Source organism: Flavobacterium frigidarium DSM 17623 (genome assembly GCF_000425505.1).
Lineage (GTDB): Bacteria > Bacteroidota > Bacteroidia > Flavobacteriales > Flavobacteriaceae > Flavobacterium > Flavobacterium frigidarium.
Window position 1 is genome coordinate 16,988 of sequence record NZ_AUDO01000022.1, and the last position, 22,459, is coordinate 39,446.

Genomic DNA, 22,459 nt, shown 5'->3' on the forward strand with positions numbered 1-22,459 from the left:
TCATCGTAATTTAATATGGTAACCTTTTGTTAATATTAAGAAAACAAAATGGTAATGACCCAATAACACAAACTTTACAATACCACCCTTACTTTGCAAAAAATTAAACAACACTATGAAACTTAAACTATTCATTTTAACACTTTTTATCAGTACGCTAAGCTTTGCACAAACTAAAGGTACTTTAACAGGAACCATTACTGATAAGGATTCTAATAATGAAACACTGCCGTTTGCAAATGTTTTACTTAAAGGTACGCCAATTAATGCAACAACAGATATTGATGGAAAATATAGCTTTAACGCTCCTGCTGGAAATTACACATTACAGTTTAGTTTTATAGGATACGAATCTATTGAAGTCCCAGTAACAGTAAAGGCGGGGGAAACTACTACTTACAATCAAGCATTAGGCTCATCAGGTTATAAACTTGAAGATGTAGTAATTACAACAAACACCAACAGACAAAAAGAAACTGCTTTATTACTGGACCAAAAAAATGCTGTTGAGATCAAGCAATCGATTGGTGCTCAAGAGTTATCAAGAAAAGGGGTTAGTGATGTAGCTTCGGCTGTTACTAAAGTAAGTGGGGTATCTAGACAAGAAGGATCAGGAAGTGTTTTTGTGAGAGGTTTAGGAGACCGTTACAATGTTACTACTTTAAACGGTTTACCACTGCCATCAAACAACCCTAAAAACAAAAATATTTTATTGGATATCTTTTCGACAGATATTGTAGAATCTGTGGGAATTAGTAAAACTTTTGAATCTCAAAATTATGCTGATTTTGCCGGAGCAAATGTGGATATCGTATCAAAGAAAATGACTGGTTCACCTTTCATTCAAGTAGGTCTAGGTTTAGGCACAAACACAAACGTAGCTAAACTTGATAATTTCTATTTGCAAGATGGCCCTTCTTACTTTGGTTTTAACAAAATTAGTGCACCAAATAATCCTTTGTTACCATACAATTATAGCAATAGTTGGGATAGACAAGAAAGAAAGAACACTTTAAATAATAATATCTCGTTATCTGCAGGTAAAAAATTCGACGTAGGTGCTAACAGTTCTATCAGCGCCTTTGTTACTGCTGGATTCGATGCTGAAAACAGATACAGTGAGGGAATTTACAGAACAACCATTACAGCACAAGGTGCGGCCAATACTGATTTGTTTAGAAAATCATATCAGTTCAATACCAACTCTACTATAATGGGTACAGCTGATTACAAAATCAACAGAAACAATTCTATATTATTCACTACTTTATTTTTGAACTCTACTACACAAGATTATAGTGAGTATGAAGGATTCAACATTGAATTTTCGGGATTAGACCAAATTGGATTTATAAAACGTGGAACTTTCGATAAAACACAATTAATTGTAAACCAATTATTAGGAAAGCACAAATACAACGAAAGGATTACAGCAAATTGGAGTCTTGGATACAGCATATTAGACAACACTATTCCAGACCGTATGCAAAATACTTTTGTTCCTTCAAGTGATGGATCAACAGATTATACTTTTTTCAAAAATTCAAGTATAAATAATCACCGTTATTACCAAGGTTTGACTGAAAAAGAATGGTCAGCAAATATTTCAGGTTCGTATAATTTTGATAAAGTAGACGAAGATACTTTTAAAGGTAAAGTAACTCTTGGTTACTCGGGTAAAATGAAAACAGTTGATTTTGATTCACAACAATATTCTTTTTTTCCAGAAACAAATAAGACACTTTTTTCAAAAGACGAATTTAATAACACCGATCAATATTTAAATAGCACCAATTTTGATTTAGCTGCAGGTGATAGTTCAAGTAAATTGTCTCAATTTTATAATGGACATTTAAATATTCACTCTGTATATGGAAATGCATTATATAATTTTAGCGATAAATTATCTGTATTGTTGGGTGGTAGATTTGAGCAAATTGAACAATATGTTTACTATATCAGTTTAGATGCTCCTGACGGAATTGGTTCAACTTATGCTCCTGTAAAGTTTTTACCTAGTATCATCGCAAAATACAAGTTGAATGACAAACAAAATTTAAAATTTGCAGCTAGTAATACTTATACTTTACCACAATTTAAAGAGAAGGTAAAAATTCTATTCCAGGAAGTAGGACAAAGTTATGAGGGAAACGACAAGCTGTATGCATCTACTAATTATAACGCTGATTTAAGTTGGGAATTATACCCTTCAAATGATGAGATCCTATCGGTTACTGCTTTTGGTAAATTAATACAAAACCCTATTAATGAAATGTACACTAACTCTTCTTCAGGTAATATTACTTGGGCAAATACAGGAGATAATGCAGTGGTAACAGGAATAGAATTAGAATTAAGAAAGAATATTTACACAACTTCAGATGTAAATAATTTGAAAGAAAAATTAAGTTTTGGATTTAATGGTTCTTACATGTATCAAAATATGGACTTAAGTAATGCAAAAGTTTTAAGCGAAAATGGTTTTGGTGCCAACTTTACTTATAAAAATTCTAAGCTTTCTGGAGCAGCTGATTTTTTAGCAAATGCAGATGTATCATTTAACAAAGAGTTTAACAATGATAAAGACATTACAGCAACTGTTACCTATGCACACGTTTCTGATAAACTAGCAGTAATAGGAACTTCAGAAAGAGGAAATCTTATTGATAAATCTGTAGGTAGATTAGACTTGATTATAAAATCAAATCTTTCTAAAAAATTAAACTTAGGATTATCATATAAAAACATTTTAAATCCGGTTTATCAAAGATTCACAGATCAAAGTAATGCTCCTTTAATTAAAACAGCTGACGTACTAGCTAGCTCTTATAAAATAGGTTCTAACTTAAGCTTATCACTAACTTATAAGTTCTAATAAAAACTTAAAAAAGAATACAAGAAGAGGCAGTTGAAGCAATTCAACTGCCTCTTCTTATTTATTAGAATTTGGTGTAAATTTAATGTTAATCAAACCTTTGAATTAATTACAATCCTTAACAGCAAAGTAATAATCGCTTAACTTGATAAAAACAGTAATCACCTTTCTTTGTGGTGTCAAAAAACATAAACAAAATTAAAGAAAAAATGAAAAAATCAATTTTAGCAATTTTATCAGTAGTGACTATTGCATTTACAAGCTGTACGAGTGATAGCCCAGAAGTAACTCCATCAACTTCATTTGATTTGAAAGTAGATGATTTAAAAGGTGATATTACAAATAACGAAACGGTAACTCTTGACGCAACAAAAACATACACATTAACTGGAGGGTTAATCGTAAGATCTGGTGCTTCATTAATAATTCCTGCAGGAACAACAATCAAATCTGACCCAACAGCTGACGGAGAAAAAGCAAAAACAATTTTCATCGCTGTAGAAAGAGGTGCAAAAATTTTCGTAAACGGTACTTCTACTAAACCAGTAGTAATGACATCAGGTAAAGCAACTCCTACTGAAGGAAACTGGGGTGGATTAATTATCTGTGGTGACGCAAAAGTAAACACTGGAGATAACGGAACATCTGAAGTAGGTGGATTATTATACGGTGGTAATAATAATGACGATAATTCTGGAAAAATCAACTACTTAAAAATTTCTTACACTGGATCTAAATTTAGCGATAGTAAAGAATACAACGGAGTATCTTTCTTTGGAGTAGGTAGAGGAACGGAAGTTTCTAACATTTATACTTTTGAAAGTGGAGATGATGCAGTTGAATTTTTTGGAGGTGCAGTAAATGCAACTAACCTTGTATTAATTAACTCTTATGATGATTCATTAGATTTCGCAGATGGATACATTGGAACAATCAGCAATGTTTATATCAGCGGTATTTCGTTTGGAGGAATTGAAGGTTCAAACAATGGTCAGAACGACATAGCTTTACCAATGACTGATGCTAAATTATCTAACATCTCAATTGTAAAAGGAACAGCTACTAAATTTACAGCTTCAGAAAAAGCAATCAACTTTAAAGAAGGTGGTGGGAAACAAACTTACACTAACTTATTTGTTGACGGAATCGATGTATTTGCTAAACTAGACGCTAATTCAGGTGCAACTGCAAGAATTGCAGCAGGAGAATTTAAAGTAAATGGCTTAAACTTTGTAACAGCTAACAATCTTACATCATTTTACGTTACTACTCAAACTGGTGCAGGTGCAGGTGCAAACTTACCTACTTGGGCAGACTGGACTAAATAATTAAAATCTATAACTGATAATTAAACACCCTATTAAACGAAGGGTGTTTTTTTTTGGTATAGTATTTGTTTTTTGTATATTTACTTATCAAAAAATATGCTGATGGCACAAAAATACTTTTATAAATTCTTTTTATTGGTTTTTTTCTGGACGCTAAGCAGCAATGCTCAAGAGGGCAAAATCCAACCTAGAACACAACAGGCCGCTGTAATAGAAGGCTTAAATGTGTACCCTAATCCTGTGACTAATGGCAAAGTCTATATTGCCACAAAAAACGATACGAATAAGGAAATAATAATATTTGACTTGTTAGGCAAGATGGTTATGCAGGCCACGATTAATGGTCGTGAATTAAATGTAAGTGCACTAAGCCCAGGCATCTATATTATTAAAATCAATGAAATGAATGCCACAGCAACTAGAAAATTAATTATAAGGTAAAGACATTTCATACACTATAACAACAGAGCCCCTATTATTTAGGGGCTTTTTTCATATTAGCCTAAGCCGAAATTAACCAACAACAAGTTCGAAAAATTAATACCTTTGCAAAAAAAAGTTTTGATTACTCCCACAGACATCTTCACTATTTCCAGTCAGAAACAATTTGAAAAAATAGCCTTAAAAGTTTTCAGGCACCAGTATGAGAACAATAAAGTCTATAATAACTTTTGCAAATTATTAAACACTGATGTTGGGCGTGTAAAAAGTATACAACAAATCCCATTTTTACCCATTCAGTTTTTCAAGAGTCACGAGGTCGTTTCTAATAACGATCCCGTTCAAGCAACTTTTTCTAGTAGTGGGACCACAGGAATGATTACTAGTAAACATTTAGTGACCAATGTTTCAATATATGAGGAAAGCTACCGCAAGGGTTTTGCCGACTTTTATGGAAACATCGAAGATTATGTTGTACTAGCTCTCTTGCCCTCTTATTTGGAGCGCGACGGCTCGTCTTTAATCTACATGGTTGAAGATTTAATTAAGCTATCTAACCGCCCTGAAAGTGGGTTCTATTTACACAATCATGACGAACTTATAAAAAACCTGATTGCCTTAGATAACGCTGGCCAAAATGTAATTTTGATTGGAGTTACTTATGCCCTGCTTGATTTAATTGAGAAACAAAAATTCCAATTAAAGAATACCATTATCATGGAGACAGGCGGAATGAAAGGGAAGCGAAAAGAAATGATTCGTGAGGAATTACACGAGCAATTATGCGCAGGTTTTGGCGTGACAGCCATCCATTCAGAATACGGAATGACCGAACTACTTTCTCAAGCTTACTCCCTAGGTGAAGGAATATTCGAATGCCCTTCTTGGATCCAAATTTTATTAAGAGATACCGAAGACGCCCTAAGCTATATTGGTACGGGGAAAACCGGTGGAATCAATGTGATTGATTTGGCTAACATTAATTCGTGCTCCTTTATTGCCACCCAAGATTTAGGTAAAAAATATGCCAACAATTCTTTTGAGGTTCTAGGACGTTTTGATAATTCTGATATACGTGGGTGTAATTTGATGGTTTTGTAATCACCATTTTAGGAGTAGACCTTTAATTTTTAAAAGACCATCTCCCCCGCTATACATTACAATCTCAAGAGCTGAACACCAGCACTTGAGGATTTTCATTATTATCGGGACTAAATAACACCTCTATATTATTTCAAGAACCATAAAAAATCGCTTATACTAAAAATGCCTCATTTATTAAAATGAGGCATTTTTTATATTCTATTATATCATCTAGTTATACTACACGCACAACAAAATAATTTTTCTTTCCACTTTGTAACAATACAAATTGGTTGTTGATCAAATCATTAGTTGATAACACAAAATCCTCTTTGATTTTATCTCTATTCACCGAAATTGAATTAGCAGTCAACGCTCTTCTTGCTTCTCCATTCGATTTAAAAAATCCTGTTTTATCATTTAGAACAGTGATGATTTCGATTCCTGCTTCTACTTCGTTTCTAGCAATTTCAGCCTGAGGAACTCCGTCAAAAACTTCTAAGAAAGTTGCCTCATCTAATTGTTTTAAATCATCAGCTGTGGCATTCCCAAAAAGAATATTCGATGCTTTAATAGCATTTTCTAAATCTAGTTCAGAGTGTGCCATGATCGTCACTTCTTCTGCTAAACGTCGTTGTAATATACGTAAATGTGGTGCTTCTTGATGTTCTGCTATCAAAGCAGCTATCGTTTCTTTACTTAAAAATGTAAATATTTTAATGTATTTCTCAGCATCAACATCAGAAGTGTTCAACCAGTATTGATAGAATTTATATGGTGACGTACGCTTGGCATCAAGCCAGATATTTCCACCTTCTGATTTACCAAATTTAGTTCCGTCTGCCTTAGTGATTAGAGGACAAGTCAAAGCATATGCTTTTCCACCTTCTTTTCTTCTTACTAACTCTGTTCCTGTTGTAATATTTCCCCATTGGTCAGAACCTCCCATTTGTAAGGTACAGTTCTTCTCTTTGTATAAGTGCATGAAATCATATCCTTGAACTAATTGATAGGTAAACTCAGTAAAAGACATTCCCTCAGCAGCATCAGAAGACAAACGTTTTTTTACAGATTCCTTAGACATCATATAATTCACAGTAATGTGCTTACCGATATCACGAATAAAATCTAAAAACGAAATCTCTTTCATCCAGTCGTAATTATTCACTAATTCAGCTGCATTGGGAGCATCTGAAGTGAAATCTAAAAACCGACTCAATTGCGCCTTGATAGCCTCCTGATTATGTCTTAGTGTAGCCTCGTCTAATAAATTTCTCTCATTCGACTTTCCTGATGGATCACCAATCATTCCAGTAGCTCCTCCTACAAGTGCCAATGGCTTGTGACCAGCAATTTGAAAGTGTTTTAAAAGCATAACACCAACTAAATGTCCTATATGCAATGAATCTGCAGTTGGGTCGATACCCACATATGCCACACGCATTTGTTCCATCAAATGTTCTTCTGTGCCTGGCATAACATCGTGGAGCATTCCTCTCCAAGTTACTTCTTCAATAAAATTTTTCATTCTCGTACGTATAATTTTATGCAAATATAAAATATATTGTGGATTCACTAATTTGTTTGGCTGCTTTATCTAAAAAAACAATAATTCACGCTTAATAAAGTCTGAAAGCGAATACTTAAATAGATAATTTACGACGCAAAAAAAGCAGATTGATTCAATCCAGTAGCCAGCTATAAACATATTTTTCTCATATTTATTAAATAGGTAAATCAAAAGTTAATTAACGATCATAACGCTTCGTAGGTTCAAATAATTCTCAATTTAAGTAGACTATAATCAAATGTCTAACAAAGTTTAATTAGCCAATAACTTGTTAAATCTAAGTTAAATTAACTTGTGTGAATTTGTAATCTAATTTATATTTTAACATATTTATAGAGAATAAGCAAACGAAAGGTGAAGTTTGTGTTTTAGAATAGTGTTAGAATTACACAATAAGAAGAAAACTGCCAATTATAACAAATTCAACTCCAAGATGCTTTCAAATACTCAATAAAATGAATATAAAAACAATCGCAGCAATTCTAACAATTGCCAGTCAAAGTTTACTAAATGCTCAAGTGAGTGTCAAGGTAACTTATGAGCAACAAAATATTTACCCCGATAACTATTGGGAAAAAATCCCGCAGGATTTTCGAGAAAATACTAAAAAACAATTGACCCAGCCCATTACTTTGAATTTGGTCAATAATGGTGAGGCTTCTCTTATAGTGAGTGAAACTAAAAAACTGAATTTTCCAAGTATGCAGGAAAACAATCCAGATGAAAGAAACCTTGGAATAAATATGAAACTAGCTGAAGTCTGGACACACAACGACTTCAACACGAATACAACCACAAAAAAAGTAAAATTAGACAATAAGAGTTATTATAGACAGTCCCCATTCGACAATACGATCTATGAGTTTGATCCAACAGTTACAAAAAAAATAGACTCCTACCAATGTAATCTTGCCTACTATGTCAGTAAAAAATCTAACGACACCATTAAATATTGGTATGCCAAGGAAATTGCAATCGCAGATGGACCATACGGACCTTCTTCTATTCCCGGTCTTATATTAAGATACGAAAATAAATACAGAGTAATCTATGCCACTAAAATTGAATATGCAGATTCAAAATTAGAAATCAAGCCCCTCGATAACAAAATACCTATACTATCTAATGACGAATATCTGCAAGCAAAGGCTGAATCACGAAAACCAAAAAACTATGTAGATGAAGATGGGAAAAGGATTGTAAAGAATAGCGTAATAATAAAATAAGATGAAGAGTATAAACAGTTTTATTTTCTCACTACTTTGTCTAGGACTGCTAAATGCGCAATCTAATGTCAAAATCACGTTTTCTAATGCCATAGCTTTAAATATCAAACAACTTGAAAGTGATACACCTGAAGTCGTCAAAAAACATACAATGGAGCGCATTCAAAATATCCGTTTCTTAAGTTACATGACTATTGAAGATGAATTGGTTTACTATGAAATAAAATCAAAATCAATAGACAATAAAGAATCTGAAAAGATCGCAACAAGTACCACAAAATATTATATGGTGCCCTCTATTCAAATAAAGATTCCTGAAGAAAAATACGTAAAGAATAGTAAGGAAAACTCGATAGCATCGTATGTAGATAAGAAATTGCAGAGTGAAAAATTACCATCTATCACTTGGAAAAAATCAGGTAAACAAAAGAAAATATTAGGCTATAATTGCTCCGAGGCAAAAGGAATCTTAGAAGGAAAACCGATCTCCATATATTATACAACCGAAATAAAAGGAAGTGGTTCACCTGAAAAAATACCTTTTATTAAAGGTGTTATTCTAGAATATACTACTGACAAGCGCTCGGGAGTTGCTACGAAAGTTGAATTTAATCAACCTAAAATTAAAAATTTTCTCAAATAATCAATAGCCTAGTGAATTTAAAAATAATTTTATTGCTCTTTTTTCCGTTTTTACTCTTTGCCCAAAATGAAATTTCCTTAAAAATAATAGACCCTGACGGAAACCCTATTCAGCGAGCGATTGTAATCGTTTCACAACAGGACAAGCAAATTAATTACGGTACCACAAATGCCGATGGGATAGTAAACTTAATCCTCCCTACGGGCAATTTTATTTTGACAATAAATAAATTAGGTTTTGAACAAAGCATCACTGCTGTAATTATTAATAAACCCGAGACTTTCACTATTACACTAAGCAATAAAATAAACAAACTCGAAGATGTCGTCATAAAAAGCCGTCCTAAAATAATGAAGATTAAAACGGATACGATTTCCTATAATTTAAAAACTATCGTTGACGGAACCGAAAAAAAAGTAGAAGATATTATTAAAAAATTACCTGGATTTGATGTAGACCAAGCGGGGAAAGTCTCCTTTAAAGGGAAAGAAATTAGTAATCTCCTAATTGACGGAAATGAATTTTTTAACAATAAACACCAAATGGCCACCCAAAATATTGATGCAGATATGATTGATGGCATTGATTTACTGACCAATTATTCAGGATTTTCAGGAGAATATAATGGCGGGACATCAGGTATTGCCCTCAATTTAAAAACCAAAGAGGGCTACAAGAATAAGTGGATGGGAGATATAGAATCAAAAGTAGGTTATAACAACTCGCTCTTGTTCCATAACAATTTATTTAAATTTTCGGGAAAAGGAAATATTGCAGTAATTCTTGATTACAATACAGTAGCTAAAAACCCCATAACTATTGATGACTATGTTGATATGCAAAATATTGGTACTATTAAATCATCAGAAAGTGCTTTTAACAACTTTGAAATTCCTACATTCTTAAATCCCAACTCCTATTTTACGGCCCGAAAAAATAGTTTTATGGCTGTAAATTACACTTACTTAGTAAACCCAAAACTAAAAATTACGGCCAGTACCATTTTGAATAATGCCAATAGTATAGAGATACAAAATAAAAACCAAACGAATTTAAATGATGCAAATAACACGTTTAACTTTAGCGATTATAAGGACGCTGATTATTTTTTAAATAACACTAATTTCAAATTAGAATATAAAAAGAGTAAAAAAACATTTGTCTCTTACGTAATGGGTTTAACACCCGATTCAAATAAAGAAAAAAATGATATTCAGTCTCTGGACAGCATTTATTCACGAGCAGCAAATAACAATTTTAATTTTGCTCAACAACTCCAAGTACTCACTAGCTTAGGTTCAAAAATAAAATACACTTTTAGTTTTGTGAATAAATTCAGTAGGATTGATAAGTCATTAATGCTAAATACAACCAGCGATTTTTTTGACACTGACCGTGCTCAATTAAACCAAAACATCAAACAAAGAAATAGCTCTTACGCAATTAATAACACTTTCTCATTTCCTTCCAAAAAAGGAACATACGCTGTGAAGTTAAATCTGCTTCATGATAAAAACATTTTTGACTCACAAGTAGATCAACTGGCAAACTATACTAACAATTTAGATTTCACAACCCAAAAAATAGAATTGATCCCTTCATGGAAAAGGCAATGGAACAATAAATGGAACTCAACTTTAGCGGCTAAATTGACTTATAACAACGTCTACTTAGAACCGAAACAATCATCATTTTATAGAATAGAACCATTGTTGCGTATTGGGTATGCAATTAGTAGTTATAACAGTCTATCGTTTAATTACACCATCAATCACAAATTACCTCTAATAGAAGAATTGCAATCTAACAACAGCATTCTTGACTTTCAAACTATAAAAGGAAATAGTTTGATTAATTATAACCAAATCAGCCCCTCTAATGAATTTTCTATAGAATACCAAAACATCAATAGCCGAAATCAGAGTGTTTTATTTACAACCCTAAATTACAGCACAAATGCTCCAGTATTTACTACCAACACAAATTATGAAACTTCGTCAATAATTATCGAACCAATTTTAGCTGATAGAAATAAGCTTATAAATGGATTAGCACTGTATCATCTAAAGTTTTCAAAAATACCACTGTCATTAAAAAATACAGTTTTGTATAGATACAGCTCGGGAGATTCACAAATAAATACTTTTGAGAATACATTAAAAACAAAATTACTATCGACAACAACTACATTACAATCTAATTTTAAAAAGACAATAATGCAATTCGACTTGGGGTTTAATTACAGGAACACTTCATTTGAACAATCTATAAATTCATTTGCTAATGTTACTTCAACATTTGAATTATCACTTCTTGTAAAAGGACATATCGAAAACAAATTTAAATGGGATGTTGGAATAAATAGAAATTATCAAAACTCCGACTATGCTACCAACACTATAAACTTTTTAAACACAAATTTAGAATACCTGTTGAGCAAAAAAGTGAAAATTAAGTGCAATGGTTTTAACCTTTTAAATTTGAACAACAGTAAAATAATTAAGACAAATCTAGACACGGCTTTTTTCACGGAAACAATTACACAAGTGATGCCTGGATATGTTTTGGTAGGTCTCAATTATTCCTACTAGTATTAAAATTCTTAAATTATTCTTACTAAAAAAACCAAACTATCTTTTTTTTTTACCTTTGTAAAATGATATTAATTACAGGAGGAACAGGCCTTGTTGGCTCACACATATTACTACATTTAATTGAATCTAAAAATCTTAGAAATGGCCAGATACGCGCCATTTATAGAGATACAGATAGCATTCAAAAAACAAAAAACTTATTTGCTCATTACAGTAAAAGCACATTATTTGAGGCTATTGAATGGTTCAAAGCCGATGTGACAAATGTGCCATTATTAGAGAAAGCGTTTGAAGGAATTGATTGCGTTTATCATTGTGCTGCCATTATTTCTTTCGATCAAAAAGATGAAGATAAAATGCGAAAAATCAACATTGAAGGGACAGCCAACATTGTTAATTTAAGTATCGCAAACAAAATCACAAGGCTGTGCTACATAAGTTCTACAGCCGCGTTAGGTGATTTAGCACCCAATGAAACTGAAGTCACCGAAGAATCACAATGGAATCCGGATCGTTCTCACAATGATTATGCTATTTCGAAATACGGTGCCGAAATGGAAATTTGGAGAGGACAACAAGAAGGCCTTGACGTAATTATTGTAAATCCTGGTGTAATTATAGGACCTGGTTTTACTGATCAAGGAAGTGGCTTATTGTTTAAAAGAGTCAAAAAAGGACTGGCATTTTATACGACAGGAATTACCGGTTTTATCGCTGTAACAGATGTTGCGTATAGCTGTGTTTACCTCATGGAAAGCGAGTATAAAAACGAAAAGTATATTTTAATCGCTGAAAACAATTCTTATAAAAATATTTTAAGTGCCATTGCAGACAATCTCAAAGTTAAACGACCATCTATAGCGGTGAATCCTATAGCTTTAGAAGTTTTATGGAGACTAGACCTTGCTGTATCTTTTGTTTTTAGAAAAAAACGTGGGTTTACTAAGGCCACTGCAAGAGGAGCCTACTCTCAAGTTATTTTTTCGAATGAGAAAATAAAAAAAGCCCTCGATAAACCTTTACAGAATATCGAGGACTATATAAAAAATAATACGTTTTTGTAACTTTTATTTCTGTTGAGGAGGTTGCGGTAAGTTTTGACTCTTAGTTATAACTGCCGCTTTCCTCAATTTAGCAGGTCTGCTTTTTAAAATCGCATCGCTTAGCGTATCCAATTCGAGAGGTTTACTCTCGCTCACTTTTATGGAGTCTTTTGCTAGTTTATTTTTATTCTCCCTCTTTAATATCGTGTCGATAGCTGCTTTTTTTGTATCTAATCGCTTAATTACAATATCAAACATTTCCTTATACGCCACATAATTTGAAGCATAATACACATTGCTTTTAGCAAATTGCAAACTATCTACTTGGTATTTTTTTAAAATAAATTTTGAAGGATTGATTTCCAAGCTATCTCTTGAAACATCTGTTTGGTATTTCATACCATCTAGAAGCGACAAATCATACATAATATCAATCATCTTCTCTTTTGCGATAAGTCCTTTTGGTTTTTCGACCACTTCGTTCTTACAGCTAAAAGTTGCAATTAGTATTATAAATAAACAAACAGCTTTCTTCATATTTATTACTTATCGGTCAAATGAAAGTCTTTTTCCTGCACGGATATCCTTCACTTTGAACAAATTATAAACTAATTTTCCATTTACAAAGGTGTGTGTAATTCTCGATTTGAATGTAAATCCTTCAAATGGAGACCATCCACATTTTGCAAAGATATTTTCTTTCTTTACACTCCATGGCAATCCAGAATTCACGATTACTAAATCGGCAAAATAACCCTCTTTAATAAATCCGCGTTTTTCGATTTTAAAAATTTTAGCCGGATTGTGGCACATTTTTTCCACAATTTTCTCTACACTAATTTTTCCTTGTAAGTGTGACTCAAACATTGCTACAACAGCATGCTGAACGAGTGGTCCTCCAGAAGGCGCTTTTAAATACGGCTGCTTTTTCTCTTCAAGAGTGTGAGGAGCGTGATCAGTTGCAATAACATCGATTCTGTCATCAAGCAACGCTTCCCATAATACCTTTCTATCGTTTGCTGTTTTTACTGCAGGGTTCCATTTGATAAGGTTTCCTTTAGTAGCATAATCATCATTTGTAAACCACAGGTGATGAATACATACTTCGGCAGTGATTTTCTTTTGTTCTAACGGAATTTTGTTTGTGAATAAATCCATTTCTTTCGCCGTCGAAAGGTGAAAAATATGCAAACGTGCACCCGTTTTTTTAGCTAGAGCTACTGCTTTAGAAGATGAAATATAACAAGCTTCCTCTGATCTAATCAAGTGGTGCGCAGTTACTGGAACATCATCTCCATATTCAGCAATATATTTAGCAGTATTTTCTCTTATTGTTGCTTCGTCTTCACAGTGAACAGCAATAAGCATATCAGTACTTGAGAAAATCTTTTCTAAAGTTGCTTCATTATCCACTAACATATTCCCTGTAGATGATCCCAAGAAAATCTTGATACCTGCTACTGTTTTAGGATCTGTTTTTAATACTTCTTCTAGATTATCATTAGTAGCACCCATCATAAACGAATAATTCGCATAAGAACGATTTGCTGCTAACTGATATTTTTCCTCTAGAATTTCTTGAGTAACTGCATTAGGAACAGTATTAGGTTGTTCAATAAAAGTGGTAATACCTCCAGCTACTGCGGCTCTTGATTCTGATTCAATGTCTCCTTTATGTGTTAGTCCAGGCTCTCTAAAATGTACTTGGTCATCAATGGCACCAGGAATTAAATAATTCCCTTCAGCATCAATGATCATACAATTAGAAGATTTTGCGCTAATACTTTCTGAAACTTCAACAATTAAGTCGTCTTCAATTAACACGTCGCCTTCAAAAATCACTCCTTCATTTACTATTCTGGCATTTTTAATTAAAACACTATTCATTGTAATCTTTCTTATAAGGTATTAAATAATTTTTTTATTCTTAGTGATATCACTCCAAAGACAGCTTCTACAATAATAGAATTACTCATCTTAGAGACTCCCTTAGTTCTATCTGTAAAAATAATAGGCACTTCAGAAATTTTAAAGTCTTTGCTAAAGGTACGATACTTCATTTCGATTTGAAAAGCATAGCCCACAAATTTAATTCGATCTAAACCTATTTTTTCCAAAACTTCTTTCTTATAACATACAAACCCTGCTGTGGCATCGTGAATTTGCATTCCTGTAATAATGCGTACATATACAGAGGCAAAATAAGACATCAACACTCTGCTTAACGGCCAGTTTACCACATTAACTCCGGTAACATAGCGCGAACCTATTGCTAGATCTGCGTTTCCAAAGTGGCAAGCATTATAGAGTTTCTCTAAATCGTCAGGATTGTGTGAAAAATCAGCATCCATTTCGAATATAAAATCATAGTTGTGTCGCAATGCCCATTTAAAACCATGCACATAAGCAGTTCCTAAACCAGATTTCTTTTTTCTAACCTCTAGAAATAGCCGTCCTTCAAACTCTTCTTGTAATAAACGCACTCTGTCTGCAGTGTGATCCGGAGAATTATCGTCAATAATAAGAACGTGAAATGGTTTGTGCTGCGAAAGAACTGCTCTCACAATACTCTCTATGTTTTCAATCTCGTTATAGGTAGGAATTATAACAATACAATCGTTCATATATCTTGTAATTTCAGCGCAAAAGTAACATTTTTATGCCATTTGACTCATAATAAAATTATAATAAAAAGATTCATCTAAAAAATTAGTAATTTTGCCCCGCTATGACGGAACACTTACTTGAAACTAGGATAATAGAAAACAAAGATTGGGCGACCTTTTTATTTGTTTTTACATTTGCATTAATTGCTTTCACAAAATCGGTGTATGAAAATCGTTTTGGTGATTTTATGAACTTGTTATTCTCTGACAAATATTCTAAGGTATATCGTGACAGTAGCAACATAAAAAGTACCTTTACAGTGGCTTTATTTATCGCACAGTTAATTTCGTTTGCCTTCTTTATTCAGCTCACGCTCAACTTATTTGGTTTTGCATCAAAGACTGATTGGTTGCTTTTCATTCAAATAACTACCTTACTTACTTTCTTTATTTTTGCTAAATACCTTATCGAAAAGATTATAGCTACCTCATTTAACATAGAGGAATTTGCAGAGCAATTTAACTTACAAAAAGTGACTTATCGCACCTATATAGGACTTTTAATACTACCAATCAATATTATTTTATTCTATTACGATACATTTTCTACAAATATTCCGTTAATTATTATCACTATAATTTTGATAATGAATACCTTAACTTATTTAATATCAATAAAAAAGTATCAAAAACTAATATTAGGTAAGTTGTTTTATTTTATTTTATATCTTTGCACTTTGGAAATAGCCCCCTATTTTTTTATGTATTATTGGTTTACAAAAGGTAGCGCTTAGAAAAAATAAAATATGAAAGTGAAAACAATTTTGGTGTCACAACCCGAGCCTAAAGTGGAAAATTCTCCTTACTTTGAGCTTCAACAAAAGCATAAAGTAAAAATTGATTTCAGACCTTTTATTCACATAGAAGGAGTTAATGCTAAAGAGATCCGACTTCAAAAAATCGATCTAAATCATTATACTGCAATTATTTTAACTAGTAGAAATGCGGTAGATCATTTTTTTAGAGTTGCCGAAGAAATGCGTTTCAAAGTTCCTGAGACTTTAAAGTATTTCTGTCAATCTGAAGCAGTTGCTTATTACTTACAAAAGTATGTTGTTTACAGAAAACGTAAAATATATGTAGGGCCTAAAGATTTTGCTGATTTATCTCCATTGATCAAAAAATACAAAGATGAGAAGTTCTTACTTCCTGCTTCTGATCAATTAAATGCTGATGCGCCAATTGTATTAGATAGCTTAAAAGTAGACTGGACTGCAGCCGTTTTTTACAAAACTGTAATGAGCGACCTATCTGATTTAGCTGATGTTTATTATGATGTGCTAGCGTTTTTTAGTCCAACAGGAATAAAATCACTTTATAAAAACTTCCCAAATTTCGAACAAAACGACACTCGTATTGCCGTATTTGGAAGCACTACTCAAAAAGAAGCATTGGATCACGGTTTAAGAATCGATATTCTTGCACCTACACCAGACACACCTTCAATGACAATGGCCATTGAAAAATACATTATAGAAGCAAACAAATCAAAATAAGATTTGACACAAATATTTAAAAGCCACTATTTATTTAGTGGCTTTTTTTTATGTCGTTATTTTTCAAATTCGAATAATTAACTTGATAATAATCGTTTTTTGACTACATTTGATTTTCAATAATAACTAAAACAGCTTGTTTTAGTTCCAAATAACAACTCATGAAAATCAATTCACTTGTAGTAGAAATAGATGGTATCGATAAGGAGATTTTGCGCGATCTAATGCAAGATGCCCGAAAACCCATTTTACAAATTGCAAATAAAATTGGAATTTCTGGTGCGGCAATTCACCAGCGTTTGCGCAAGCTTGAGCAATCAGGGGTTATATCTGGATCTAAATTCACGGTGAACCACAAAATACTGGGCTACAACACCATGGCATTTGTGGGAGTATATCTTGACAAAGCACTTCGCAATCCCGAAGCTGTAAAAGAGCTTAAAAAAATACCCGAAGTATTAGAATGCCACTACACCACTGGGAACTGGTCAATTTTAATCAAAATTATTTGTCGTGATAACGAACATTTAATGCACATGCTTAACACCAAAATACAAGCCATAGAAGGCGTTTCACGAACAGAAACATTCATATCACTAGACCAACAAATCAACCGCCAGATTCAGCTTTAAATTCAGTTTCAAGAAAAAAATCTAATTCATAAAAAAGCCTTACTAATCGCTACGAATAGTAAGGCTTTTACATTTATATATAAAATAATTTAATCTCTACGACTACCTGCTCCCATGTAAATTGAAATGTAATATAGCAAAGTCGCAATCGAACCTAAAGCTGCAACGACATAGGTTCTCGCTGCCCATTTTAAAGCATCTTTTGCCCCTGCCTGCTCTTGCTGTGTTAGCATTCGTTTGTTTTCTAACCAAGCTAAAGCACGATTACTAGCATCATACTCCACCGGTAAAGTAACAATAGAAAAAATGGTAGTTGCTGCAAAAAGTACAATTCCACCAAGTAATAAAGTTGGAAAAGAATTAATTAGCAAAATCCCTCCTATCAAAACCCACTGCATGTATTTTGAAGCCACATTAACAAATGGTACCAACTTAGAACGCATCGTTAACCATTGATAACCTACAGCATGTTGCACCGCATGACCACACTCGTGAGCCGCTACTGCTGCTGCTGCTGCATTACGCTGGTTATAAACTGCCTCACTTAAATTCACCGTCTTATCCATAGGATTGTAATGATCTGTCAATCTACCTGGAGTAGAAATAACACGCACATCGCGAATTCCGTTATCGGCAAGCATTTTTTCAGCTATCTCAGCACCCGACATTCCGTTTTGTAAATGCAATTTAGAATACTGCTCAAATTTACTTTTTAGCCTTGAGCTCACTAACCAACTGAAAAGCATAATTGCTCCAGCAAGAATTAAATAACCCATTCCCATATCTCTGTCTTTTAGAATTTTAATTATATATACTATGCAATATCAAAATTTGAACCAAATTAATGAAATGCCAATTTGACACCGTTTAAATATACGTAAAATAAAAAATCCAAATTCCAGTAGAATCGGAATTTGGATTTAATTATATAACTACAAACTTAATAACAAGTTTTTTACTAGCCTACCAAATTGATGATTTTTCCTGGAACAATAATCACTTTATTAGGCGTACGCCCTTCTAATTGCTTGATTGTTCTCTCATCTTTCATGACGATTTCTTCAATTTGCTCCTTAGATAAATCTAGTGGCAAAGTGATTGTAAAACGCATTTTTCCGTTGAAAGAAACAGGATATTCTTTTTCAGATTCTACTAGATGTTTTGGTTCGAATACTGGAAAAGGAACCATCGCAATGGAACCTTCATTCCCTAACAACGACCATAATTCTTCAGCGATATGCGGTGCATAAGGCGAAATCACAATAGCAAGTGGCTCTAAAATAGCGCGAGAATGACAGTTTTGAGTTGATAGTTCATTTACACAAATCATAAACTGAGAAACCGAAGTATTGAAAGAGAAATTCTCAATATCATCAGCTACTTTCTTAATTGTTTTATGCAACGTTTTCAAGTTGTCTTTTGTAGGAGCATCATCAGTCACAATCATGTTGTGTTCATCAAAATACAAACGACATAGTTTTTTCAAGAAACCAAATACGCCCGAAATACCTGCGGTATTCCAAGGTTTTGCTTGCTCTAACGGTCCTAAAAACATTTCGTACAAACGCAACGTATCTGCTCCGTATTCTTCACAAATAGCATCAGGCGTTACCACATTATATTTAGACTTAGACATTTTCTCAACTTCGCGACCTACAATATATTTTCCGTTTTCATCTAGTATGAATTCAGCATCTTTATATTCTTCTCTCCAAGCTTTAAATTTTTCTACATCTAATTCATCAGATGAATTTACGATCGAAACATCAACGTGTAGCGGTTGTACATTTTGACCTTCCATCTTATTTTTAGAAACGAACTTATTCGTTCCCTCTAAACGGTAAACAAAAGCACTAGTTCCTAAAATCATTCCCTGATTAATCAATTTCTTGAATGGCTCTTCTGTAGGTGCAAAGCCTTTATCCTTTAAGAATTTATTCCAAAAACGAGAATACAACAAGTGACCTGTTGCGTGTTCGTTTCCACCAATGTATAAATCGACGCTTTCCCAATAAGCAAGTGCTTCTTTACTTGCAAATTCGTTCTCGTTACTTGCGTCCATATAACGCATCCAGTAAAATGAACTACCCGCCCAACCTGGCATAGTATTCAATTCTAAAGGGAAAATTGTTGTATTATCGACTAAATCAGTATTAACAACTTTATTTGCTGTGGTATCCCAAGCCCAAACTGTTGCGTTCCCTAAAGGTGGCAAACCATCTTCGGTTGGTAGATACTTTTCTACTTCAGGCAAGACAATTGGTAAATGTTGCGCGTCAATCATTTGAGGCAATCCGTTTACGTAATAAACAGGAAATGGCTCTCCCCAATATCTTTGGCGAGAAAAAACAGCATCACGCAAACGGTAATTGATTTTACCGTAGCCTTGATTTAATTTTTCTAAAGCTTCAATTGCTTTTTTAGTTCCTTCTTTGTACCCTAATCCTGTTAAGAAATCAGAATCTACTAATTGAAAACCATCTTTTGATCCAAATGCTGCCTCAGAGATATCTTTATCGAAGATGTTTTTTATTGGCAACATTCCGTTTTGTCCCTTGAAGAAATTAGCAAATGCATAATCACGCTCATCCCCACAAGGAACCGCCATTACAGCACCTGTCCCGTATCCTGCAAGTACATAATCACCAATCCAAACCGGAATTGCTTCCTTAGTAAACGGATGCTCAGCATACGCACCAGTGAAGACACCTGAGATAGTTTTTACATCAGCCATACGCTCTCTTTCGGAACGTTTAGAGGTTTTAGCAATATAAGCCTCGACCGCCTCTTTTTGTTCTGGAGTAGTAATTTGAGTAACTAATTCATGCTCTGGTGCAAGCGTCATAAATGTTACTCCAAAAATAGTATCAGGACGCGTTGTAAACACATTTATATTTTCCTCATGCTTGTTAACTCTGAAAGACACCATCGCTCCTATCGATTTTCCAATCCAGTTTCTTTGGCTTTCTTTGATGCTTTCGCTCCAATCAATTTCGTTTAATCCTTGTAATAAACGTTCGGCATAAGCAGAAATACGCATGCTCCATTGTGTCATTTTTTTACGTACAACCGTAAAACCACCACGTTCTGAAACTCCATTTACAATCTCGTCATTAGCCAAAACAGTTCCTAATCCAGGACACCAGTTCACTTCTGTTTCTGCTAAATAAGTCAATCTATATTGCAACAAGATTTTCTCTTGAGTCTCTTTAGCGTAATCGCTCCAATCATCAGCAGTGAAAATTGCAATTTCGTCATCACAAACTGCATTGATGTTAGCATTTCCTTCTTTTTCGAATACTTTTGTTAGAGTTGAAATATCTTCGGCTCTATCGCTGTTTTTATTATACCAAGAATTAAATAATTGGATGAAAATCCATTGTGTGTGTTTGTAATAATCAGGGTTGGAAGTGCGCACTTCTCTACTCCAGTCAAATGAAAAACCGATTTTATCTAATTGCTTGCGGTAACCTGCAATTTTGTTTCCTTCTTTATCAAATCCGCCATCAATATTTACACGAGTAGTATCTTCAGGACGCTGACCAGTTTGAATAGCATATTGCTCAGCTGGCAGACCAAAACTATCATAACCCATTGGGTGTAAAACGTTAAACCCTTGGTGTCTTTTATATCTTGAATACACATCTGAAGCGATGTAACCTAACGGATGTCCCACATGGAGTCCCGCACCTGATGGATAAGGAAACATATCGAGCACATAATGTTTGGGTTTTTCTGAGTTATTTGACGCAGCAAAAGTTTGGTTTTCTGCCCAATATTTTTGCCATTTGGCTTCTATTTCGTTCGGATTGTACTTCATTATATAATTTCAAAGTTGCAAAGTTGCAAAGTTTCTAAGGTATTTTATTTTGATATCGAGATAGCAAATTTACATTTATTGTACGAAAGTTAAAACTTTGGACGTTATTAACTTCAAATAAAGAAATTCTTTATTATTTTTACCCCATAATTTAAGTAAACTATGAGTTCTTCATTTGATAAATTTCAAAAACGCCGATTAATTTCCTCTTATTTTTCAGTAGTATTAAGTATCTTTTTGGTACTATTTTTACTGGGATTATTAGGTCTTTTTATAATCAATTCTAATAAATTAGCTAACGATTTTAAAGAGAAAATTGCCATGACGGTATTCTTTGAAAACGCAGCAAAAGATACCACATTAGTGAAATTTGGCAAGGAGTTAAAAGTTGCTCCTTATGCAAAATCAATGGTGTATGTAACTAAAGAACAAGCAGCAAAACAACATACCGACATTATTGGTGAGGATTTCATGACATTCTTAGGAGAAAATCCGCTACAAAATTCCTATGATATTCACTTAAAAGCAGACTACGTAGAGAAAGATAGCATCGCAAAAATCGAAGCAAAACTTCGTGAAAACCCAATGGTTTCTGATATTGTTTATGATAAACAATTAGTAAACCTAGTGAACGATAATATTAAAAAAGTTAGTATGTGGATTCTAATAATTAGCGGTTTCTTGACTTTTATAGCTGTTTTATTAATCAATAGTTCACTGCGATTATCAATTCACTCCAATCGTTTTATCATAAAAACAATGCAAATGGTAGGTGCTACAAAAGCATTTATTAGAAAACCGTTTGTCACAAGAAGCATTAAACTAGGTATAATGGGAGCTGTACTAGCTATTCTAGCTTTAATTGGAGTATTGCTATATGTAGAATCTAAGTTCCCTGATTTGGGAATTCTAGAAAACAAGGGACTTATAGGCATCGTTTTATTAGCTGTTTTTGGCGTGGGAATATTAATTACCTGGTTGAGCACACACTTTGCAACACAGCGCTTCTTGAATTTAAGAACAGACGATTTATATTAATTTT

18 protein-coding genes are annotated in these 22,459 nt (G+C 33.4%); 12 read left to right on the top strand and 6 right to left on the bottom strand.

The window, feature by feature from the left end:
• The first annotated feature begins 115 nt into the window (after positions 1-115).
• The 4 genes from H603_RS0112020 (at position 116) to H603_RS0112035 (ending at position 5,745) form a co-directional block, all read left to right on the top strand.
• Positions 116-2,875 (top strand): TonB-dependent receptor, encoded by a 2,760-nt coding sequence (locus tag H603_RS0112020; RefSeq protein ID WP_026708844.1) that lies wholly within the window; start codon positions 116-118, stop codon positions 2,873-2,875.
• Positions 2,876-3,084: 209 nt separating this feature from the next.
• Complete coding sequence (locus H603_RS0112025; RefSeq protein WP_026708845.1) at positions 3,085-4,203, top strand: hypothetical protein; 1,119 nt, start codon at positions 3,085-3,087, stop codon at positions 4,201-4,203.
• Positions 4,204-4,305: 102 nt separating this feature from the next.
• The gene (locus tag H603_RS0112030) at positions 4,306-4,644 is read left to right on the top strand and encodes a T9SS type A sorting domain-containing protein (RefSeq protein ID WP_026708846.1); all 339 of its coding nucleotides are present in this window, start codon (positions 4,306-4,308) and stop codon (positions 4,642-4,644) included.
• Between the two features lie 120 nt (positions 4,645-4,764).
• Complete coding sequence (locus tag H603_RS0112035) at positions 4,765-5,745, top strand: LuxE/PaaK family acyltransferase (RefSeq protein WP_026708847.1); 981 nt, start codon at positions 4,765-4,767, stop codon at positions 5,743-5,745.
• Positions 5,746-5,962: 217 nt separating this feature from the next.
• Here the strand turns inward: H603_RS0112035 and tyrS are convergent, their stop codons facing one another.
• Entirely contained in the window at positions 5,963-7,255 is a 1,293-nt protein-coding gene (gene tyrS / locus H603_RS0112045; RefSeq protein WP_026708848.1) for a tyrosine--tRNA ligase, read from the bottom strand.
• A gap of 497 nt (positions 7,256-7,752) precedes the next feature.
• On the opposite strand from tyrS, the gene H603_RS0112050 reads away from it, so the two are divergent.
• From H603_RS0112050 to H603_RS0112065, 4 genes are all read left to right on the top strand, one after another.
• Positions 7,753-8,523, top strand: coding sequence for a GLPGLI family protein (locus H603_RS0112050; protein ID WP_026708849.1), 771 nt, complete (start codon positions 7,753-7,755; stop codon positions 8,521-8,523).
• Between the two features lies 1 nt (position 8,524).
• On the top strand, positions 8,525-9,166 hold the full coding sequence (locus H603_RS0112055; protein ID WP_026708850.1) for a GLPGLI family protein: 642 nt from the start codon (positions 8,525-8,527) through the stop codon (positions 9,164-9,166).
• Between the two features lie 11 nt (positions 9,167-9,177).
• Entirely contained in the window at positions 9,178-11,757 is a 2,580-nt protein-coding gene (locus H603_RS0112060) for a TonB-dependent receptor (RefSeq protein ID WP_026708851.1), read from the top strand.
• Positions 11,758-11,822: 65 nt separating this feature from the next.
• Positions 11,823-12,824 carry an NAD-dependent epimerase/dehydratase family protein gene (locus tag H603_RS0112065; RefSeq protein WP_026708852.1) on the top strand — a complete coding sequence of 334 codons (1,002 nt, stop codon included), beginning with the start codon at positions 11,823-11,825 and terminating at the stop codon, positions 12,822-12,824.
• Between the two features lie 3 nt (positions 12,825-12,827).
• Here H603_RS0112065 and H603_RS16770 read toward each other — a convergent pair whose 3' ends face one another.
• The 3 genes from H603_RS16770 to H603_RS0112080 are packed head-to-tail and all read right to left on the bottom strand — an operon-like array spanning position 12,828 to position 15,427.
• The gene (locus tag H603_RS16770) at positions 12,828-13,340 is read right to left on the bottom strand and encodes a DUF4296 domain-containing protein (RefSeq protein ID WP_051219295.1); all 513 of its coding nucleotides are present in this window, start codon (positions 13,338-13,340) and stop codon (positions 12,828-12,830) included.
• Between the two features lie 9 nt (positions 13,341-13,349).
• A complete protein-coding gene (locus H603_RS0112075) occupies positions 13,350-14,690 on the bottom strand; it encodes a dihydroorotase (RefSeq protein ID WP_026708853.1) in 1,341 nt (446 codons plus the stop codon).
• 11 nt (positions 14,691-14,701) lie between these two features.
• Positions 14,702-15,427 carry a polyprenol monophosphomannose synthase gene (locus H603_RS0112080; RefSeq protein ID WP_026708854.1) on the bottom strand — a complete coding sequence of 242 codons (726 nt, stop codon included), beginning with the start codon at positions 15,425-15,427 and terminating at the stop codon, positions 14,702-14,704.
• Positions 15,428-15,531: 104 nt separating this feature from the next.
• Here H603_RS0112080 and H603_RS0112085 point away from each other — a divergent pair, with 104 nt between their 5' ends.
• The 3 genes from H603_RS0112085 (at position 15,532) to H603_RS0112095 (ending at position 17,597) form a co-directional block, all read left to right on the top strand.
• Entirely contained in the window at positions 15,532-16,203 is a 672-nt protein-coding gene (locus tag H603_RS0112085) for a DUF4271 domain-containing protein (RefSeq protein ID WP_026708855.1), read from the top strand.
• A 12-nt stretch (positions 16,204-16,215) separates the two neighbouring features.
• Entirely contained in the window at positions 16,216-16,965 is a 750-nt protein-coding gene (locus H603_RS0112090; protein ID WP_026708856.1) for a uroporphyrinogen-III synthase, read from the top strand.
• A gap of 161 nt (positions 16,966-17,126) precedes the next feature.
• Positions 17,127-17,597, top strand: coding sequence for an Lrp/AsnC ligand binding domain-containing protein (locus tag H603_RS0112095; RefSeq protein WP_026708857.1), 471 nt, complete (start codon positions 17,127-17,129; stop codon positions 17,595-17,597).
• An 89-nt stretch (positions 17,598-17,686) separates the two neighbouring features.
• Here H603_RS0112095 and H603_RS0112100 read toward each other — a convergent pair whose 3' ends face one another.
• Complete coding sequence (locus H603_RS0112100) at positions 17,687-18,379, bottom strand: zinc metallopeptidase (protein WP_211223774.1); 693 nt, start codon at positions 18,377-18,379, stop codon at positions 17,687-17,689.
• Between the two features lie 176 nt (positions 18,380-18,555).
• On the bottom strand, positions 18,556-21,417 hold the full coding sequence (gene leuS / locus H603_RS0112105; protein ID WP_026708859.1) for a leucine--tRNA ligase: 2,862 nt from the start codon (positions 21,415-21,417) through the stop codon (positions 18,556-18,558).
• Positions 21,418-21,579: 162 nt separating this feature from the next.
• On the opposite strand from leuS, the gene H603_RS0112110 reads away from it, so the two are divergent.
• Positions 21,580-22,455, top strand: a complete 876-nt coding sequence (locus H603_RS0112110) for a cell division protein FtsX (protein ID WP_026708860.1) — start codon at positions 21,580-21,582, stop codon at positions 22,453-22,455.
• Positions 22,456-22,459: the final 4 nt, after the last annotated feature.

Coding starts and splice junctions, on each gene's coding strand:
- H603_RS0112055 (WP_026708850.1), top strand. CDS start 8,525: ATGAAGAGTATAAACAGTTTTATTTTCTCACTACTTTGTCTAGGACTG.
- H603_RS0112085 (WP_026708855.1), top strand. CDS start 15,532: ATGACGGAACACTTACTTGAAACTAGGATAATAGAAAACAAAGATTGG.
- H603_RS0112090 (WP_026708856.1), top strand. CDS start 16,216: ATGAAAGTGAAAACAATTTTGGTGTCACAACCCGAGCCTAAAGTGGAA.
- H603_RS0112065 (WP_026708852.1), top strand. CDS start 11,823: ATGATATTAATTACAGGAGGAACAGGCCTTGTTGGCTCACACATATTA.
- tyrS (WP_026708848.1), bottom strand. CDS start 7,255: ATGAAAAATTTTATTGAAGAAGTAACTTGGAGAGGAATGCTCCACGAT.
- H603_RS0112050 (WP_026708849.1), top strand. CDS start 7,753: ATGAATATAAAAACAATCGCAGCAATTCTAACAATTGCCAGTCAAAGT.
- H603_RS0112110 (WP_026708860.1), top strand. CDS start 21,580: ATGAGTTCTTCATTTGATAAATTTCAAAAACGCCGATTAATTTCCTCT.
- H603_RS0112020 (WP_026708844.1), top strand. CDS start 116: ATGAAACTTAAACTATTCATTTTAACACTTTTTATCAGTACGCTAAGC.
- H603_RS0112095 (WP_026708857.1), top strand. CDS start 17,127: ATGAAAATCAATTCACTTGTAGTAGAAATAGATGGTATCGATAAGGAG.
- H603_RS0112080 (WP_026708854.1), bottom strand. CDS start 15,427: ATGAACGATTGTATTGTTATAATTCCTACCTATAACGAGATTGAAAAC.
- H603_RS0112075 (WP_026708853.1), bottom strand. CDS start 14,690: ATGAATAGTGTTTTAATTAAAAATGCCAGAATAGTAAATGAAGGAGTG.
- H603_RS0112030 (WP_026708846.1), top strand. CDS start 4,306: ATGGCACAAAAATACTTTTATAAATTCTTTTTATTGGTTTTTTTCTGG.
- H603_RS16770 (WP_051219295.1), bottom strand. CDS start 13,340: ATGAAGAAAGCTGTTTGTTTATTTATAATACTAATTGCAACTTTTAGC.
- leuS (WP_026708859.1), bottom strand. CDS start 21,417: ATGAAGTACAATCCGAACGAAATAGAAGCCAAATGGCAAAAATATTGG.
- H603_RS0112100 (WP_211223774.1), bottom strand. CDS start 18,379: ATGGGAATGGGTTATTTAATTCTTGCTGGAGCAATTATGCTTTTCAGT.
- H603_RS0112025 (WP_026708845.1), top strand. CDS start 3,085: ATGAAAAAATCAATTTTAGCAATTTTATCAGTAGTGACTATTGCATTT.